This is a genomic window from Rhodococcus sp. KBW08, from assembly GCF_003852455.1.
In the GTDB taxonomy this organism is placed as follows: domain Bacteria; phylum Actinomycetota; class Actinomycetes; order Mycobacteriales; family Mycobacteriaceae; genus Rhodococcus_F; species Rhodococcus_F baikonurensis.
Window position 1 is genome coordinate 263,428 of the sequence record NZ_QAJJ01000002.1, and the last position, 18,294, is coordinate 281,721.

Genomic DNA, 18,294 nt, shown 5'->3' on the forward strand with positions numbered 1-18,294 from the left:
CTCATTCTGTTTCACGCACTCGACAGTAGAGGCGCTAGTCGCGAACGGCAAACTTGGTGAGTCGACCGTCCCAGAATCTGAGATACATCGGCTGCAATGCGAAGATGTAGAGGTGTCAACTTCGCAGCAGCCCGTGCCACCGGCTCAATCATCCCACACGCCGAAACCACTTCGGCACGTCATCCGCATTTCGCAGCTCGCTTACATGGCGTGCGCATTCCTTCTGTTCGCGGTCAGCTTCCCGATCTTCGGGTGGCCCGTCGCCTTCAGCTGGTTGCTGATCCTTCCGATCATCGCCGTCTATCTCGTCGCGCGACTGCGCACCACCGTCAGCCCCGACGGCCTCGAGGTCCGCTCGACATTCTCCAAGCGCACCCTCGCCTGGGACGACGTCAAGGGTTTCCGCTTCCCGAAGCGCAGCTGGGCGCGCGCGGAACTCACCGACGGAACCGAGGTGACCCTGCCTGCGGTCAGCTTCGTCAGACTCCCCGAGATCGCGATCGCCAGCGGCGGCCGCATCACCGATCCCTACGCATCGGCGGCAGAAGCCTTCGCCGCCAAGGAAGCCGAAGAAGAAGCAGCGGCAGAATCGGAAGCAGAATCCGGGGTCGAGTCCGACAACGCCGACAACGGTTCGATCCAGCCCGAAGAGAAGCGCCAGTAGCACGCGAGTAGCGTTGAAAGGCCCTCGCTTCTATTTGAGTGGACCAGCAACGATCACATAAGGAACACGCCCATGCCCCCGTTGAGGTCACGCACCACCACCATCGGACGTAATGCTGCCGGAGCCCGATCCCTGTGGCGCGCCACAGGAATGACGGATTCCGACTTCGGTAAGCCGATCGTTGCCGTAGCGAACTCGTACACCCAGTTCGTACCCGGCCACGTGCATCTCAAGAACGTGGGCGAGATCGTTGCCGAGGCCATCAGCGCGGCCGGCGGCGTCGCTCGTGAGTTCCACACCATCGCAGTCGACGACGGCATCGCAATGGGCCACGGCGGAATGCTCTACTCGCTCCCGAGCCGCGAGATCATCGCCGACTCGGTCGAGTACATGGCAAACGCCCACACGGCCGACGCACTGGTGTGTATCTCGAACTGCGACAAGATCACTCCCGGCATGCTCAACGCCGCGATGCGTCTGAACATCCCGACTGTCTTCGTCTCCGGTGGTCCGATGGAGGCCGGTAAGGCAGTGGTCGTCGGCGGCGTGGCCCAAGCCCCCACCGACCTCATCACCGCGATCTCCGCCTCTGCCAACGATGCCGTGTCCGACGAAGGCCTCGACGAGGTCGAGCGCAGCGCGTGCCCGACGTGCGGCTCGTGCTCGGGCATGTTCACCGCCAACTCCATGAACTGCCTGACCGAAGCCCTCGGCCTCGCATTGCCGGGCAACGGCTCCACGCTGGCAACTCACAAGGCTCGTCACGCACTCTTCTCTCGTGCGGGCACCACCGTGGTCGAGGCTGCACTCAAGTACTACCGCGACGGCGACGAGTCGGTGCTGCCGCGCAACATCGCGACACCGGCAGCGTTCCGCAACGCAATGGCTCTCGACGTCGCCATGGGCGGTTCCACCAACACCGTCCTGCACACGCTGGCTGCGGCACAGGAGGGCGAGGTCGACTTCGACCTCGACACCATCGACGCGATCAGCCGCAAGGTGCCGTGCCTGTCCAAGGTCTCCCCCAACTCGGATTACCACATGGAGGACGTCCACCGTGCCGGCGGAATCCCCGCGCTGCTCGGTGAGCTTCGCCGCGGCGGACTCCTCGAAACCGATGTGTCCACCGTCCATACCAAGAGCTTCGACCAGTGGCTCGACGACTGGGACATCCGCTCCGGCAAGGCAACCGACGAGGCGATCGAACTTTTCCACGCGGCTCCCGGCGGCGTACGCACCATCGAACCGTTCTCCACGGACAACCGTTGGTCCGCCCTCGACACCGATGCGGCCGGCGGCTGCATCCGCGACGTCGAGAACGCCTACACCGTGGAAGGCGGCCTGGTTGTCCTGCGCGGCAACATCGCACTCGACGGCGCAATCCTCAAGACGGCCGGCATCGACGAGGAACTGTTCACCTTCCAGGGCCCGGCGCTCGTCGTCGAATCCCAAGAAGAAGCCGTCTCGGTCATCTTGCAGAAGAAGATCAAGGCCGGCGACGTTCTCGTCGTGCGTTACGAAGGCCCCAAGGGCGGCCCCGGCATGCAGGAAATGCTGCACCCCACTGCCTTCCTCAAGGGCGCAGGCCTCGGTAAGGAATGCGCACTGATCACCGACGGTCGTTTCTCGGGCGGAACTTCCGGGCTGTCCATCGGCCACATCTCCCCCGAGGCTGCCGCAGGCGGAGTCATCGGACTCGTCCAGAACGGCGATCAGGTTCGCATCGACGTCGCCTCGCGCACGCTCGAGATCCTTGTCGACGACGACGTCCTCGCCGAGCGACGTGCCAAGATGGACGCCTCCGAGCGCCCGTGGCAGCCGGTCGATCGTCAGCGCACCGTGACGACAGCACTGCGCGCCTACGCCGCTCTGGCAACGTCCGCCGACAAGGGCGCGGTTCGCTACGTTCCGTAAGTTTTGCCACGAATCGAAAAAGATCCCCGGCCGTTTTTCGGCCGGGGATCTTTTCTGTCAGCGCGCGGCTCGAGATGCGCGTAGCCGATGTGACAGCCGCACAAGGTTTTCGGGCAGTCGGACGTGCGGCAACCAACTCAGCTCCACGAGATGCTCGCCAACGGGCGACTGCAGAGGATCGACAGAGTCGGATTCCCCATCCCGCCTGTCGCCCCGATACGGGTGAACAGTTTGCAGAAGCCGCACCGCACTTCCAAAACGGGATGGGTTGATGCAACTCGTCGACAGCAAGACCGACCGACAGGTACCGAATAACCGGGCGACACGCGGAGCACCAACGGAACGATATGAGCTATCAGACATTTCAGACCGAATCGCGCGTCCGGCTCGTGAGCGAATTCACTTGGACGTAGGGTTCCAGACACCAGCTGATCAATTCAGATACATGAGGGGGGATGACTTTCAGTCAGGTGATCATTTCGGTCAGTTCGAGCGACCTGACTTGCACACAGCGCTCACCAGTGGTTCCCTCATCAGGTCGCTGAGACGCACATCACAACGACGACAGTCAGCCACCGCCCGTCACCCACAAGGTCGACGGGAAACAACCAAGGAGCAATACATGCCCGGAGTCGGCATATGGCGCACCAAATCCGTCGAGCAATCGATCGCGGACACCGACGAGCCTGAGACAAAGCTCAAGAAGGAACTGACCGCGAAGGACCTCACGGTATTCGGAGTCGCCGTCGTCATCGGCGCAGGCATCTTCACGCTGACTGCTCGAACCGCAGGCAATGTCGCAGGACCCTCGATTTCACTGGCATTCGTTCTCGCTGCGATCGCCTGTGGCCTTGCCGCGCTGTGTTACGCGGAGTTCGCCTCCACCGTTCCCGTCGCAGGCAGCGCATACACGTTCTCCTACGCGACGTTCGGTGAGTTCGCCGCCTGGATCATCGGCTGGGACCTCATCCTCGAGTTCGCTCTCGCCTCCGCAGTCGTCGGCAAGGGTTGGTCGCTCTACCTCGGCAATGTCATCGGGGCCAGCGGCAGCACCACCGCCCACATCGGTTCGATCAGCTTCGACTGGGGCGCCCTGCTCATCATCGGCGCGATCACTCTGATCCTCGCGATCGGCACCAAGGTTTCCTCGCGAGTCTCCGCAATCATCACCGCGATCAAGATCGCAGTAGTTCTGCTCGTCATCGTCGTGGGCGCGTTCTACATCAAGAAGGAGAACTACTCCCCCTTCATCCCGCCGTCCGAAGGAACCGAGAGCTCTGCAAGCGGAATCCATCAGACCTTGTTCTCCTGGCTGACCGGTGCAGGCGGAAGTAGCTACGGCGCTTACGGATTGCTCGCAGCAGCCAGCCTCGTGTTCTTTGCCTTCATCGGCTTCGACGTCGTCGCCACCACGGCCGAGGAAACCAAGAACCCGCAGAAGTCGTTGCCGCGCGGAATCTTCGGCTCGCTCGCCATCGTCACCGTTCTCTACGTTGCCGTCACACTCGTCCTCACCGGCATGGTCAAGTACACCGAGCTCAAGGACGGCAGTCCTCTCGTCGGCGATTCCAGCGCCACCCTCGCAACCGCATTCGAGGCCAACGGAATCGGTTGGGCACAAACCGCCATCAACTTCGGTGGCCTGGCCGGCCTCACAACAGTTGTCATGGTCATGATGCTCGGCCAGACCCGCGTCCTCTTCGCGATGTCCCGTGACGGCCTCATGCCGCGCAGCCTGGCCAAGACCAACGCCAAGGGCATCCCGATGCGCATCACGTTGATCGTCGGTGGCATCGTCGCCGTCCTGGCAGCCTTCTTCCCGATGGGCACACTCGAAGAGATGGTCAACATCGGAACGCTGTTCGCTTTCGTCCTGGTTTGTGTCGGCGTCATCGTCCTGCGCCGCACCCGCCCCGACCTGCCGCGCGGATTCCGCGTCCCACTGGTGCCGTTCGTTCCGATCGTCGCCGTGCTCGCCTGCGGTTGGCTGATGCTCAACCTCTCGGTCGAGACCTGGATCCGGTTCCTCGTCTGGATGGCCATCGGTGTTGTCGTCTACTTCGCCTACGGTCACCGCAAGTCGGTCCTCGGTCGCAAGCTCAAGGACGGAACAGCCATCCCGTCCGCGAACGCCGACCCGGTACTCGTCAAGGACTGATCCTTCACAAACGAACCGCCGCTCTNNAGAGCGGCGGTTCGTTTGTTCGACGGCGCGAGTTTCAGATGAGCGGATTGGCACCGTTCAGGAAGATCCAGGTGCAGACGCCGGCAGCGATACCGAGGATCAAGACCACGAGCGATCCGACAAACGGGCGGGTTGCCCAGCCACGACGACCGTCGAGCGCAATCCGACCCGGGCCCGTCAAAATGATGACGCCCGCACAGATTCCGAGCAGCATCTCGTATTCGGTGCCGTCAGGGGCAAAGTACTCGAGGCCGGGGGCACTGGCCTGACGCAGCGCCCACGCGTTGATCATCACCGCAAGAACCGACGCCGCCGCAACGGGAGTCAGCAACCCGAGGATGAGGAGCGCACCACCGGCGACCTCACCGACGGCACCCAGTATCGCCATCCATTTCGCCTGCTGGAACCCAGCGTCGGCCAGCATCGTCTCGAACCCGCCGAGACCCGGCCCGTTCCAGATACCGGTCAACTTCTGCAGACCGTGCACCAGCGCGGTTCCGCCGACGGCCAACCGCAGTGCAAGCAGGCCGAGATCGAGAGTGCCTCGGCCCCGCGGAGTCTCGGTGGTACCTGCCACCGCTTCGGCGGTGGGAACGGCAGCGATCGGAGCGTCGTACGCCGTCTCGCGCTCGAGAGCTACTGTCGGCTGATCCGCACCCGGTGCTCGGTACGTCGGTATCTGCTCGGTCAGGGAATTGGCGTTCGTGGAACCGAAATCGAGATCGTCGTCGGTTCGCGGCAACGGATTCTTGGCGCTCACCGTCGGAAATTGTTCGGTGGGCGAATCATACGGACTGGACACATTGCCCGTCGGCTTGTCCGCATCCGACAACTCGCTGGGATCTTTTCGCTCGTCAGTCACGTAGGTGAGCCTATGACCGATTCACGAACTCGACGGGGAACCTTGGTCCGGCGTGGCGGCATCTGCCGTGCGTTACGTAACGTCTTGGGCATGACTACGGGTAGGCATGCAGCGCTGGGCGCACTGGCTCTGATGCTCGGGACATCGTTGCTCGCAGGTTGCGCCGACTTCGACGAATCGACTGCCTCGCCGTTCACACCCGAACCGACCAACCAGGCCAGCGCCGAAGTACAGCCGGAGAACCCGCCGCCGTCGACCACGCCGCCGGCGCCGCGGACCGGCCCTCTCGGGCCGTGTCAGGACGCCGACACCGCCGTGATCGCAACCTGTCTCGACACCACCGGTGGGCTCGTCACACTCCCGGACGGGAACTCCGGACTGGTCGCCGAACGGCGGACTGGCCGGATCATGCAGGTAGCGCCCAACACGACACCGGTCGAGGTCGCCAAAATCGACGTCGACGGCAGCGGAGACGGCGGACTGCTCGACATCGCCCTCTCCCCCACATTTGTCGAAGACAACCTGATCTACGCCTACGTCACCACCGGAACCGACAACCGGGTGGTCCGCATTGCTCCCGGTGACACCGCCAAGGAGGTCCTCGGCGGAATTCCGCGCGGCGCGAGTGGCAACGGTGGATCACTGGAATTCGCGGCACCCGATCAGCTCATGGTCCTGACTGGCGATACCGGCAACCCTGCCGTTGCTCAGGATCCCGGCTCGTTGGCGGGGAAGCTGTTGCGAGTCCGATCGTTGACGCCCAACGCTGCGCCGCCTCGCCCGGAAGTTGTTCTGTCCGGAATCGGAAACGGCGGCGGCGTATGTGTCGATCCAGGCATCGCGACGTGGGTCACCGACCGAACCACTCTCGAAGATCGCCTCCAACGCGTCGGCGCCGACGGCACGGTGACATCCCCCGCGTGGACGTGGCCCGACCGACCCGGAGTCGGCGGGTGCATCGCAGCGCAGGGAGTGGTAGCTGTCGCGCTGGGGGCCGGCAAAGCGATCTCGGCGCTGGCCGCCGATCCGGGAACAGGAGCAGTCACGACCGCACCGTCGGCAGTGGCGAAAGACACGTACGGCCAACTGGGCGGTTTGGCGCTCGGATCCGACGGTTTGATGTGGGCGAGCACGATCAACAAGACCGCGGGCGAGCCGGGACCGAACGACGACAAGGTGGTCAAGATCCCGATGCCGAGTGGCAGCGGCGGGATCGACTGAGCCGCGATCGCCGAGCGCCATGTCTGTTCGGTCACGGATCCCGTGACCGAACATGCACAGATGCGTACTCTTTTGTTAGCGGGGCTAAACACCACGCATTTGCCAGGACCGGTTGGCCAACCACGACAAAGGAGTCGGTATGAAGGCAATCCAGTACACGAGAATCGGCGCAGAACCCGAACTCACGGAGATTCCCAAACCCGAGCCCGGTCCAGGTGAAGTGCTCCTGGAAGTGACCGCTGCCGGCGTCTGCCATTCGGACGACTTCATCATGAGCCTGCCGGAAGAGCAGTACACCTACGGCCTTCCGCTCACGCTCGGTCACGAAGGCGCGGGCAAGGTCGCGGCCGTCGGCGACGGTGTCGAAGGACTCGACATCGGAACCAATGTCGTCGTCTACGGGCCTTGGGGTTGCGGCAACTGTTGGCACTGCTCGCAGGGACTGGAAAACTACTGTTCTCGCGCACAAGAACTCGGCATCACTCCTCCTGGACTCGGCGCCCCTGGCGCGTTGGCCGAGTTCATGATCGTCGATTCACCTCGTCATCTCGTCCCGATCGGCGACCTCGACCCGATCAAGACAGTGCCACTGACCGACGCCGGCCTGACGCCGTACCACGCGATCAAGCGTTCACTGCCGAAACTTCGCGGAGGCTCGTACGCAGTTGTCATCGGAACCGGTGGTCTCGGCCACGTCGCCATCCAACTCCTCCGCCACCTCTCGGCAGCAACTGTCATCGCACTCGACGTGAGCGCGGACAAGCTCGAACTGGCAACCAAGGTAGGCGCTCACGAAGTGGTTCTGTCCGACAAGGACGCGGCGGAGAACGTCCGCAAGATCACCGGAAGTCAGGGCGCCGCACTGGTTCTCGACTTCGTGGGCTATCAGCCCACCATCGACACCGGATGGCCGTCGCCGGTGTCGGATCCGACGTCACCATCGTCGGGATCGGTGACGGTCAGGCCCACGCCAAGGTCGGGTTCTTCCAGAGTCCTTACGAGGCTTCGGTGACAGTTCCGTACTGGGGTGCCCGCAACGAGCTGATCGAATTGATCGACCTGGCGCACGCCGGCATCTTCGACATCGCGGTGGAGACCTTCAGCCTCGACAACGGAGCCGAAGCCTATCGACGACTGGCCGCCGGAACGCTCAGCGGCCGCGCGGTTGTGGTTCCTGGTCTGTAGATCGACGGTGGTGGAACGACCGCGGAGAAAACCACTGCGGAAAAACACTGATGCCCGGCCGAATTCGTTTCGGCCGGGCATCAGTGTCAGAAATTCAGTGTGCGCTAGCTGCACGCCTCGATGACAAGTTCCTTCACACGAGCCGCGTCTGCCTGCCCACGAGTGGCCTTCATGACGTCGCCGACGATTTTGCCGGCGGCCTGGACCTTGCCACTGCGGATCTTGTCGGCGATGTCGGGGTTGGCTGCGAGTGCTTCGTCGACGGCCGCCTTGAGCTTGGTTTCGTCACGTTCGACGACCAATTCCGGGTGGGCTGCGACAACCTGCTCCGGATCGCCCTCACCGTCGAGGACGTGATCGACGACCTGGCGAGCAACCTTGTTGTTGAGCTTGCCGCTGTCGATGAGAGCTACGACCTGCGCAACCTGCGCCGGGGTGATCGGCAGAGCACCGAGTTCGACGCCGCGGGTGTTTGCCTGCTGCGAGAGGTAAGACAGCCACCACGAGCGCGCTGCCTCGGGCGAAGCACCGGCCTCGGTGGTCGCGATCACCAGATCGATGGCACCGGCATTGACGAGGTCTCGCATGACCTCGTCGGAAATTCCCCAGTCCTTCTGGATCCGCGCGCGGCGAATCCAGGGAAGCTCCGGCAAGGTGCCACGCAGTTCTTCGACCCACTCGGCGCTCGGAGCAACAGGCTCGAGATCCGGTTCCGGGAAGTAGCGGTAGTCCTCGGCCGTTTCCTTGCGGCGTCCGGCAGCGGTGGTGCCGTCGGCCTCCTGGAAGTGGCGGGTCTCCTGGATGACCTCACCACCGGCGTCGAGAACTGCTGCCTGACGGCGCATTTCGTAGCGAACGGCGACCTCGACGCTCTTGAGGGAGTTGACGTTCTTGGTCTCGGTACGCGTTCCGAGTTCCTTGGCGCCGATCGGCATCAGCGAGATGTTGGCGTCGCAGCGCATAGATCCCTGATCCATGCGCACGTCGGAGACGTCGAGTGATTTGAGCAGATCACGAAGCGCCGTCACGTACGCACGAGCAACCTCGGGAGCGCGCTCACCGGCACCGTGGATGGTCTTGGTGACGATCTCGACCAGCGGCACACCCGCACGGTTGTAGTCGAGCAGTGAGTGGCTCGCACCGTGGATACGGCCGGTAGCGCCACCGACGTGGAGGGACTTACCGGTGTCCTCCTCCATGTGCGCACGTTCGATCTCCACGCGCCACGTCGTGCCGTCGTCGAGGATCACGTCGAGGTAGCCCTCGGTGGCGATCGGCTCGTCGTACTGGGAAATCTGGTAGTTCTTCGGCTGATCCGGGTAGAAGTAGTTCTTCCGCGCGAATCGGCCCCACGGCGTGATGGAGCAGTTGAGCGCAAGGCCGATCCGGATCGCGGACTCGACAGCGGCTGCGTTCACCACCGGCAACGAACCGGGCATGCCCAGACAGACCGGGCACACCTGGGTATTGGGTTCGGCACCGAACTCGGTGGGGCACGGGCAGAACATCTTGGTCGCGGTGCCGAGTTCTACGTGCACCTCCATACCCATCACAGGCTCGTACTTGGTCAGTACTTCGTCGTAATCGAGGATGTCGGGCGCATCGACAGCAGTCATGGTGATCAGTTTATGCGTCCGCGGCTCAGCCGAAGAATGCGGCTGCCTCCTCGTAGCGCTCCTTGGGCACCGTCTTGAGCTTGCGTGTCGCCTCGGCGAGTGGAACGAGGTCGATGGACGTTCCGTGCAACGCGACCATCTGACCGAAATCTCCGCGGTGAGCTGCGTCGGTGGCGTGAACTCCGAAGCGAGTGGCGAGGATGCGGTCGTGCGGCGTCGGGGTACCGCCGCGCTGAATGTGTCCGAGGACTGTGGTGCGAACTTCCTTACCGATGCGGCGCTCGATCTCGTTGCCGAGTTGCTGCGCGACGCCGGTGAAGATCTTGTGGCCGAACTCGTCGATGCCGCCCTCACGCAAAGTCATCGACGCGGGATCGGGCATCGCACCTTCGGCCACGACGCAGATGAAGTGGGAGTCGCCACGCTGGAAGCGCTTCTTGACCATCGCGCACACCTCGTCGACGTCGAACGGCTGTTCCGGAACCAGAGTCAGGTGTGCCCCCGACGCCAGTCCGGCTTGCAGCGCGATCCAACCCGCGTGCCGGCCCATGACCTCGACGAGCATGACGCGCTGGTGAGATTCGGCCGTGGTGTGGAGCCTGTCGATGGCGTCGGTCGCGACGGCCAAGGCGGTGTCGAAGCCGAAAGTCACGTCGGTGCAGTCGATGTCGTTGTCGATCGTCTTGGGCACGCCGATCACGGGCACGCCGCTCTCGGAGAGCCAGCTGGCCGCGGTCAGTGTGCCTTCGCCACCGATCGGGATCAGGACGTCGATCCCGTTGTCGTCGAGGGTCTGTTTGATCTGGTCGAGGCCCGCGCGGAGTTTGTCGGGGTTCACGCGAGCTGTGCCGAGGATCGTGCCGCCGCGGGTGAGGATGCGATTGATGCGGTCGTCGGAGTCGAGTGGCACCTTGCGGTCCTCGAGCAGTCCTCGCCAACCGTCCCGGAATCCGACCACGGTACTGCCGTAACGACCGGCCGACGTACGTACGACGGCGCGGATGACCGCGTTCAAGCCCGGGCAGTCGCCGCCGCCCGTGAGGATTCCGATTCGCATAGTGCAGCACCTCTCGTGACCGGATTGTGGATCTTGATGTCCATCTTCCCCCAGTCACCGCATTGCCGCAGGATAGCGGCGTTGCCGAGCCGCAACGCCGCGCCGAGCGAGAGCACTAGCCCGGCGTGACGAGCCCGCTTTCGTAGGCCAACACGACTGCCTGGGCACGATCGCGCAGATCGAGCTTGGACAGCACCTTCCCGACATGGGTCTTGACCGTTTGTTCGGCGACGAACAAACGCTCGGCGATCTCGACGTTGGACAGCCCGCGGGCGATCAATTCGAGGACCTCACGCTCACGCGGGGTCAAGGCGTCGAGCGCTGCGGGTCGCGCGCGCGGGGCCGCCCGGCGACTCGTCACATCGGCGATCAGACGCCGCGTCACCGTCGGGGCCAACAAGGCCTGCCCTTCGGCGACGACGCGTACCGCCCGAATCAGTTCCTCGGCCGGTGCGTCCTTGAGCATGAACCCGCTCGCCCCGACGCTCAGTGCCTCGTAGACGTAGTCGTCGATGTCGAAAGTGGTGAGCATGAGAACTCGCACCGGTGGTTCCCACCCGGCGGACAGAATCTGGCGGGCAGCGTCGAGTCCGTTCATCTCGGGCATACGAACATCCATCAACACCACATCCGGGCGCAGACGCGCAACCTCGGCGACGGCGATCTTGCCGTCCGGCGCATCGCCGATCACGCTGATGTCGGGCTGGGCGGAGAGTAGGGCTCCGAACCCTTGTCGAACCATCGCCTGGTCGTCTGCGATGAATACTGTGATGGGCACTCGGACAGCCTAGGCGGGCATCGACGGCAACTCGGCCCGGACCTCGAACCCTCCATCCTCTCGCCGGTTTGCCAGCAGCATGCCGCCCACCGCCGAAGCCCGCTCACGCATTCCACGGATTCCGTTGCCACCAGTGGTTTCCGACGCCGAGTGCTGATTGCCGCCCGATGGCGAAGGTCCGTTGTTCACGTACGCGCTCACCGATTGCGGACCGAAGGCCACGGCGACCTCGATGGGTCCGCCGGGTGAATGCCTGGCCGCGTTGGTGATCGACTCCTGAATGATCCGGTAGAGCGCAAGGCCCGTGGATTCCGAGACCGACGCTCGATCGCCGTCGACTCGCCACGACACCGGAAGTCCGGCACGGGTACTGCCGAGCAACAGTTCGTCCAACTGGTCGACGCCCGGTTGCGGAGCCTTCACCACGGTGTCCCCGTCGCTGCGCAGGACTCCGAGGAGGCCGCGGATCTCGTTGAGCGCTGCTCGCCCTGTCTCACTTATCGATTCGAATTCCGTTCGGATCTCCGGGGTGACTGCATCGAGCCGGTAGGGCGCGCTCTGCGCTTGCACGACCACCATCGACATGTGATGGGCCACGATGTCGTGCAAGTCGCGGGCGATCCGCGCCTTCTCCTCGAGGATCGTGCGCCGAGTGCGTTCGAGTTCACTGACTTCCTCCTGCTTGGCCAACTGGCGGCGCGAGAGAACCAACCAGCGGATCAACAGGCAGAAGACGACCAGCGCGCTCAGCCCGACGGCCCAACCGGCTCCGTCGCTTCCCGGCGCGTTGCCGAGGAAGAGCAACACCGTGGCGATCCAGGCGACACCGACAACCTGAATGGGCGCCCGCAGACTCACCGCGGCCAGCAACGACATCAGCACGATGATGTGGACGACCTGCCACGGATAGTCGTAACCGGGAGTGTTGTCGAACACCAACGGGATGATCAGCGCCGAGACCGCCGACACCGCCCAACCCAACGGAGCGTTGATCCGGATCAGGACGAACGGAAATGCCGCCAACGCGGCGACGAAGGGCATGATCGGCGGCGAAACATGATGCGTCAGTTGCAGTGTCGGCCAGGCAATCGAATAGAGGATCAGAGTGATCACGACGACGACGATGTTCCAGAACTGACCGCGCGCCACGAAACTGGTTGCGCGGCGAACCTTCTCCGAATGTACTACCGCCCCGTCGAGGCCGGACAGCATCGACCCAGCAGTGGCGTATGTCGGCGCGGACACATCCGGTGCGCCCCTGTTCTTCCTTCGGACCTTGATCACTCGTCAAGCCTATGAAGGTGAACCCCGAAAGTCCTCATACTGCAGAGTGAGATCCCCCTACCTCCGAGGTATCACAGGGGAGGGAATTCTCACCCGATCGCGCGCCGGAGAACCCCTCCACAGAGCGATGACCGCCAGGATTGTCCGTTCATAGCGTGAACGGCATGCGGATCACACGAGTGAAAGACCTCTCTCGAAGCGGCGGTACCTGGGCTGCCTTGGCCTTGGCTGCAACGGCAGCGATTACCGTCACCGCCGGAGCGAGCGGCGCCGAGTCGCCGCGCACCGAGAATTCGAACGCATCCAGGGCCATCGCCACCGTGACTACCGCGAATGCCTCTGACGCTGCGACCACCATCCCGGCAGATTTCGCCGCATTTGCCGGCTACACCCCCACTGTGGTCGACGGATACCTCGCCAATCCCCACGGCGACTGCTCGTCCCCGGTCCCACTGCCCGACGAATTCGACTCGGCCTGCAAAGCACACGATCTCGGGTACGACCTACTCCGCTACGCGCATTCACACGGAACGGAACTGGGGCCGTGGGCCCGGCAGGTCCTCGACGGTCAGCTCGACGAGCGAATGCATGCGGCCTGCGAAGACCGTACGTCCTTTCTCTCACGTGGGTATTGCTTCGCGATGGCCGATGTAGCCGTCACGGCGGTGAACGGAAACTCCTGGCGCCAAAGCTATCTGACACCGGTCACGGAATCTGGATTCGGTTACGGCACGGCCGGAGTTCTTGCTGTTTCCGCCCTCGGCTTCACCCTCATGCGGTCGCGGCGCCTCGCCCCGTCGAACGAGTTCTCCATCTCCCCGAAAGCGATTGCAGCATGAGCGTTCTGAATGCGTCACGGACCCCCGTCCTAGCCCGAGTCGGGGCGCTGGCGGTCCCTCGAGTGTCCACGAGTGTCGCCGTGGCAGCGATGTCCGCCATCTCGCTGGCCCCCGGACTGCTGCCGAGATCAGCCGCACTCCAGGGTGTGTTCAGCGGACTGCTCGTCGCGGTCGGGCTGCTGACGGTGTGGGTGTTCTCCGCGATCGCCCGTCCACTCGTGCCCGATCGCGTCAAGGACCGATTCGACGAACGTCATTGGCGCATCTGCGCGTTCGGACTGTCGACGGCCGCCACCGCCGTAGCGATGTTCGCCGCCGCCGGTTGGCAGAGTTCGTTGCGAGCAGCGATGGGGGCACCGCCTGCCGGACTGCTCCACTGGGTGGAGGCGGGTTGCATTGCCGCGCTGACCGCCCTTGGCCTCTGGGGCATCGGGGTCGGGATGTCGAAGGCGCTGCGGTGGATGGGTTTCGCGCGGGGTGTGGGCGCCCTGGTCATGGGAGTCCTCGGAGTGCAGTTGGTCGTCGGCCCTGCCGTCTGGAACGGTCTCGCCGATTCGTTCGACAAGTCCAACTCGTACATCGACAGCGCTCTGACACAGCCACTTTCGGCGTCCGGGTCAGGCGGCCCCGATTCTCTGATCTCGTGGACGTCGATGGGGGCGGAGGGACGCAAGTTCGTCGCTGCCGGCGAAGACTCGGTGCGCGTCTATGCCGGTCTGGATTCCGCACCCGACGCCACATCACGTGCCGCTCTCGCGGTGAGCGAACTCGATCGCGTCGGCGGCTTTGCCCGCAACAGCGTCGTGGTGGCCGTTCCGACCGGCTCGGGGTGGATCGACACCCACGCCGTCGACGGTATCGAGCAACGGTTCGGCGGGGACGTCGCGATCGTCGGACAGCAATACTCCGACGCACCCAGCTGGGCGACATTCCTGTTCAGCCGCGACGACGCCGAAGAATCAGCCACCGCCCTGTTCACGGCTGTCGGCAGCCACATCGCCGCGATGCCCGCCGAGGATCGACCGGACCTGTTCCTCTACGGACAGAGCCTCGGCGCCGTCGGCGGAAGCGCCGCACTGACCGAGGCTTTGTCCGAGGGCACTCCCATCGTCCCGTGCGACGTGTTGTGGGCCGGTCCCCCGGCCGGCGCGACACGAACGGACGGCGCAACCGTCCTCGCGAACACGTCCGACCCGGTGGTGTGGTGGTCGCCCGCCCTCGCGACACAGAAGCCGGATCTGAGCCGAGCGGCCCAGGATGCACCGATTCCTCAGTGGATCCCGGGTGTCACGTTCCTGCAGACCACCGTCGACATGCTCGGTTCGCTCGGTGTCCCCGCCGGCCACGGCCATCGCTACGGAACCGATCAGGGAACGGCTTTGGGGACGTGCTCCTGAAACTGCTGTGCGCCTTTATTAACCGCGGGGGGTTAATAAAGGCGCACAGCAAACAGGTCAGACTGCAGTTGCAATCGGGCCGCGAGCAGCTTCGTAGGCGGCACCGACGCGGTAGAGGCGCTCGTCAGCCATGGCGGGCGCCATGATCTGCAGGCCCACCGGCAGGTTGTCGTCCGCCGACAGCCCCGAGGGCACCGACATCGCGCAGTGTCCGGCCAGGTTGGTCGGCAACGTGCACAGGTCGGAGAGATACATGGCCAGCGGGTCGCCGACCTTCTCCCCCAACTTCCACGGCGTGAACGGGCTGGTCGGCGAGACCAGTACGTCTACCTTCTCGTAGGCCTTGTCGAAATCGCGCGCGATGAGCGTGCGGACCTTGAGCGCCGAACCGTAGTAGGCGTCGTAGTATCCCGAAGACAGTGCGTAGGTACCGATCATGATGCGGCGCTTGACCTCCGGGCCGAAACCGGCGGCGCGGGTTGCCGCCATGACCTGGTCGGCACTCATGTTGCCTTCGTCGACGCGCAGTCCGTAGCGCATGGCGTCGAAGCGGGCCAGGTTGGACGAGACCTCACTGGGCAGCACCAGGTAGTACGACGCGAGCGCATGCTCGAAGCTCGGGCACGAAACCTCGACAACTTCGGCGCCCAAAGCCTTGAGTTGCTCGACAGCAGCGTCGAAGGAAGCGATGACGCCGGGCTGGTAGCTGTCGGAGTGAAGTTCCTTGACCACACCGACCTTGACGCCGCGCAGGTCGCCGGCTGCACCTTCACGTGCCGCAGCGACCACCGGACGCACGGGGGCGTCGATGGACGTGGAGTCACGCGGATCGTGCCCGGCGATGACCTCGTGCAGCAGAGCGGTGTCGAGCACGGTGCGACCACAGGGGCCGCCCTGATCGAGCGAGGAGGCGCACGCGACGAGTCCGAAGCGTGAGACAGTCCCGTACGTCGGCTTGGTTCCGACCGTCGCGGTGACCGCAGCGGGCTGACGGATCGAACCACCGGTGTCGGTGCCGATGGCCAGCGGGGCCTGACGGGACGCGAGCGCCGCTGCGCTACCGCCGCCCGAACCACCGGGGATGCGGGTGACGTCCCACGGGTTGCGCGTCGGGCCGAAGGCCGAGTTCTCGGTCGAAGAGCCCATCGCGAACTCGTCGAGGTTCGTCTTGCCGAGGATCGGGATGCCGGCCGCGCGCAGCTTCGAGGTCAGAGTCGCGTCGTACGGCGCGACCCAGCCTTCGAGAATCTTCGACGCACAGGTGGTCGGCATGTCCGTCGTGGTGAAGATGTCCTTCAACGCGATCGGAACACCGGCGAGTGCCGAAGCGGGTTCGTTTCCGCCTGCGAGCGAGTTGTCCACTGCTGCGGCGGCTTCGAGAGCCTGTTCGCCTGCCACGTGCAGGAACGCGTGGTACTCGGTGTCGACAGCAGCGATGCGGTCGAGATGCGCCTGCGTGACCTCTACCGAGGACACCTCACGCGAGTGGATCTTGCCGGCCAGCTCAGCGGCGTCCAGCGTGGTCAGATCGGTCATTCGCCCTCTCCAAGGATCTGCGGAACCGCAAAGCGATCCTGTTCGACTGCGGGTGCTCCGGACAATGCCTGCTCGGGGGTCAATCCGGGCACGATCACGTCGGGGCGCGTCACGTTGGTGACGGCATTGGGGTTCGCCATGGGCGGGACGTCGTCGGCCGCGACCTCGGTGACCACCTTGACGTGGTTGAGAATCGAATCCAACTGACCGGCGAACTCGTCGAGTTCGGCATCGGACAGGGCGAGTCTGGACAGCCGCGCGAGGTGCGCGACCTCGTCACGGGAGATGGCAGGCACCGCGGGGCCCCTTTCGGAAGAGGACGTGAACATTGCCGGTCCAGCCTAGTTGCTCGCCGCGACAGACCTGTAAGCACGCCTGCAGTACCGAACGACGAGCACTCTCACTGTGTCGATCGCCACGCCGGATTCCGGCGGTGTGTTTCGCTCGTGTGACAAGCATGTGCATCTGGCGTGACGCCGCCGCGGCGCCCACCATCGCAGGTTGAGCAAGTGCAAAGATGAGTCAGACCCGGGTCGACGTGATCCGGGTGAGAACCGATCAGCGAAAGGCACGCACGTGTCGTACCTGCTTCGCGTCCAACTGCCCGATCGACCCGGCAGCCTCGGCGCTCTCGCCGTAGCGCTCGGTTCGGTGGGCGCAGACATCCTCTCCCTCGACGTCGTGGAACGAGGCGACGGTTTTGCCATCGACGATCTCGTGGTCGACGTCGAACCGGGCGCGCTGCCCGACACTTTGATCACCGCTGCCGAGCACCTACCGGACGTGCTGGTCGATTCGATCCGCCCCTACGCCGGGATTCTCGACACTCACCGTGAGCTCGAACTCATCGATTCCGTTGCGACGGCCCGAAACGATCGACTACAGGTCCTCGTCGACGGCGCGCCGCGTGTACTGCGAGTCGGTTGGTGCGTCGTCGCGGACATCGGCAAGCACGGTGCGTACCGCGTCGTCGGTAGCGCCGGCGCGCCGGAAACCCATGCCACCGACATTCCGTGGATGCCACTGGACAAGCCCACCGCCCTCGACGGCGAGGCCGACTGGGTTCCGGACGTATGGCGCGACATGAACACCAGCCTCGCTGCCGCACCTCTCGGCTCCGGCAATCGAGTCCTCATGCTCGGTCGTCCTGGTGGGCCTGAATTCCGCCCTTCGGAGATAGCCCGCCTCGGCTATCTCGCGGGAATCGTGGCGACGGTCCTGGGTTGACCAGGCTGGGTAATCAGGCGAGACCGCGAACCATGACGGTCAGTTCCATACCGCGAATCGGCTCCCACGCCCGCTCAGGATCAGGGACGAAACCGTTGCGGTCGTAGATGCGACGCGCATCGACCATCTCGGGCTGCGTCGAGATGACCACCGAGTGATCGCCGCGGTCGTAGGCCTCGGCGATCACGGCGCGAACCAATGCCGTTCCGGCGCCCGATCCCCGAGCTTGCGGCGAGACCGCGAGCATGCGGAACTCGAGTTCGCCCTTCTGCGCAACATCCGCGAAGGGCGTGCCGGGTTCGGCGATCGTCAACGAGCCAACGACCTCGTCGCCGAGAACGGCAACCAGTACCCGTCCCTGCTCCACCCGAGTTGCGGTGTCGCGCAGGCGCTCCGCGTACGGGGATCCGTCGGCGACGAATCCGCCACCCACGTACGACTGCACAGTCAGTTCACCGACGGTCTCGAACTCAGCCGGTAGAACTTCACGAATCTCGATCATGGCGTCACTATCGCACCCTGCACGCCA

General features: G+C 64.4%; 15 protein-coding genes and 1 pseudogene. 8 read left to right on the top strand and 8 right to left on the bottom strand.

What is annotated here, in order from left to right:
- Positions 1-133 precede the first annotated feature (133 nt).
- From DBV08_RS01580 to DBV08_RS01590, 3 genes are all read left to right on the top strand, one after another.
- Positions 134-664, top strand: a complete 531-nt coding sequence (locus tag DBV08_RS01580; RefSeq protein WP_124566569.1) for a PH domain-containing protein — start codon at positions 134-136, stop codon at positions 662-664.
- A 72-nt stretch (positions 665-736) separates the two neighbouring features.
- Positions 737-2,578, top strand: coding sequence for a dihydroxy-acid dehydratase (ilvD, locus tag DBV08_RS01585; protein ID WP_095969203.1), 1,842 nt, complete (start codon positions 737-739; stop codon positions 2,576-2,578).
- 622 nt (positions 2,579-3,200) lie between these two features.
- Positions 3,201-4,736 carry an amino acid permease gene (locus DBV08_RS01590; protein ID WP_058038609.1) on the top strand — a complete coding sequence of 512 codons (1,536 nt, stop codon included), beginning with the start codon at positions 3,201-3,203 and terminating at the stop codon, positions 4,734-4,736.
- A gap of 61 nt (positions 4,737-4,797) precedes the next feature.
- Here DBV08_RS01590 and DBV08_RS01595 read toward each other — a convergent pair whose 3' ends face one another.
- A complete protein-coding gene (locus tag DBV08_RS01595; protein WP_095969202.1) occupies positions 4,798-5,625 on the bottom strand; it encodes a DoxX family protein in 828 nt (275 codons plus the stop codon).
- 90 nt (positions 5,626-5,715) lie between these two features.
- On the opposite strand from DBV08_RS01595, the gene DBV08_RS01600 reads away from it, so the two are divergent.
- A complete protein-coding gene (locus DBV08_RS01600; RefSeq protein WP_095969201.1) occupies positions 5,716-6,846 on the top strand; it encodes a sorbosone dehydrogenase family protein in 1,131 nt (376 codons plus the stop codon).
- 139 nt (positions 6,847-6,985) lie between these two features.
- Positions 6,986-8,031: pseudogene (locus DBV08_RS01605) on the top strand (NAD(P)-dependent alcohol dehydrogenase).
- Between the two features lie 104 nt (positions 8,032-8,135).
- On the opposite strand, the gene gatB reads toward DBV08_RS01605, so the two are convergent.
- From gatB to DBV08_RS01625, 4 genes are all read right to left on the bottom strand, one after another.
- Positions 8,136-9,647, bottom strand: a complete 1,512-nt coding sequence (gene gatB / locus DBV08_RS01610) for an Asp-tRNA(Asn)/Glu-tRNA(Gln) amidotransferase subunit GatB (RefSeq protein ID WP_095969199.1) — start codon at positions 9,645-9,647, stop codon at positions 8,136-8,138.
- Positions 9,648-9,672: 25 nt separating this feature from the next.
- Positions 9,673-10,704: an ATP-dependent 6-phosphofructokinase gene (locus DBV08_RS01615; protein WP_019747919.1), complete on the bottom strand. Its 1,032-nt coding sequence runs from the start codon at positions 10,702-10,704 to the stop codon at positions 9,673-9,675.
- Positions 10,705-10,819: 115 nt separating this feature from the next.
- Positions 10,820-11,482, bottom strand: coding sequence for a response regulator transcription factor (locus DBV08_RS01620; protein ID WP_007729374.1), 663 nt, complete (start codon positions 11,480-11,482; stop codon positions 10,820-10,822).
- Positions 11,483-11,491: 9 nt separating this feature from the next.
- Complete coding sequence (locus tag DBV08_RS01625; RefSeq protein WP_124566329.1) at positions 11,492-12,766, bottom strand: sensor histidine kinase; 1,275 nt, start codon at positions 12,764-12,766, stop codon at positions 11,492-11,494.
- A 164-nt stretch (positions 12,767-12,930) separates the two neighbouring features.
- Here DBV08_RS01625 and DBV08_RS01630 point away from each other — a divergent pair, with 164 nt between their 5' ends.
- Entirely contained in the window at positions 12,931-13,605 is a 675-nt protein-coding gene (locus tag DBV08_RS01630) for a hypothetical protein (RefSeq protein WP_095969299.1), read from the top strand.
- Positions 13,602-15,002: an alpha/beta-hydrolase family protein gene (locus DBV08_RS01635; RefSeq protein WP_124566330.1), complete on the top strand. Its 1,401-nt coding sequence runs from the start codon at positions 13,602-13,604 to the stop codon at positions 15,000-15,002. Before DBV08_RS01630 ends, DBV08_RS01635 begins: the two co-directional genes overlap by 4 nt.
- A 57-nt stretch (positions 15,003-15,059) precedes the next feature.
- On the opposite strand, the gene gatA is transcribed toward DBV08_RS01635, so the two are convergent.
- Positions 15,060-16,538 carry an Asp-tRNA(Asn)/Glu-tRNA(Gln) amidotransferase subunit GatA gene (gene gatA, locus DBV08_RS01640; RefSeq protein WP_020907250.1) on the bottom strand — a complete coding sequence of 493 codons (1,479 nt, stop codon included), beginning with the start codon at positions 16,536-16,538 and terminating at the stop codon, positions 15,060-15,062.
- Positions 16,535-16,834, bottom strand: coding sequence for an Asp-tRNA(Asn)/Glu-tRNA(Gln) amidotransferase subunit GatC (gene gatC / locus DBV08_RS01645; RefSeq protein WP_003944747.1), 300 nt, complete (start codon positions 16,832-16,834; stop codon positions 16,535-16,537). The genes gatA and gatC overlap by 4 nt, the downstream gene beginning before the upstream one ends.
- A 280-nt stretch (positions 16,835-17,114) precedes the next feature.
- Between gatC and DBV08_RS01650 the strand changes: the two genes are divergently transcribed.
- Positions 17,115-17,765, top strand: a complete 651-nt coding sequence (locus tag DBV08_RS01650) for an amino acid-binding protein (RefSeq protein WP_003944719.1) — start codon at positions 17,115-17,117, stop codon at positions 17,763-17,765.
- A 13-nt stretch (positions 17,766-17,778) separates the two neighbouring features.
- Here DBV08_RS01650 and DBV08_RS01655 read toward each other — a convergent pair whose 3' ends face one another.
- The gene (locus DBV08_RS01655) at positions 17,779-18,267 is read right to left on the bottom strand and encodes a GNAT family N-acetyltransferase (protein ID WP_095969194.1); all 489 of its coding nucleotides are present in this window, start codon (positions 18,265-18,267) and stop codon (positions 17,779-17,781) included.
- Positions 18,268-18,294: the final 27 nt, after the last annotated feature.

Excerpts from the sequence above, each read along its gene's own strand:
- ilvD (WP_095969203.1), top strand. The coding sequence starts at position 737 with ATGCCCCCGTTGAGGTCACGCACCACCACCATCGGACGTAATGCTGCC.
- DBV08_RS01655 (WP_095969194.1), bottom strand. The coding sequence starts at position 18,267 with ATGATCGAGATTCGTGAAGTTCTACCGGCTGAGTTCGAGACCGTCGGT.
- DBV08_RS01635 (WP_124566330.1), top strand. The coding sequence starts at position 13,602 with ATGAGCGTTCTGAATGCGTCACGGACCCCCGTCCTAGCCCGAGTCGGG.
- DBV08_RS01600 (WP_095969201.1), top strand. The coding sequence starts at position 5,716 with ATGACTACGGGTAGGCATGCAGCGCTGGGCGCACTGGCTCTGATGCTC.
- DBV08_RS01615 (WP_019747919.1), bottom strand. The coding sequence starts at position 10,704 with ATGCGAATCGGAATCCTCACGGGCGGCGGCGACTGCCCGGGCTTGAAC.
- gatA (WP_020907250.1), bottom strand. The coding sequence starts at position 16,538 with ATGACCGATCTGACCACGCTGGACGCCGCTGAGCTGGCCGGCAAGATC.
- DBV08_RS01630 (WP_095969299.1), top strand. The coding sequence starts at position 12,931 with ATGCGGATCACACGAGTGAAAGACCTCTCTCGAAGCGGCGGTACCTGG.
- gatB (WP_095969199.1), bottom strand. The coding sequence starts at position 9,647 with ATGACTGCTGTCGATGCGCCCGACATCCTCGATTACGACGAAGTACTG.
- DBV08_RS01590 (WP_058038609.1), top strand. The coding sequence starts at position 3,201 with ATGCCCGGAGTCGGCATATGGCGCACCAAATCCGTCGAGCAATCGATC.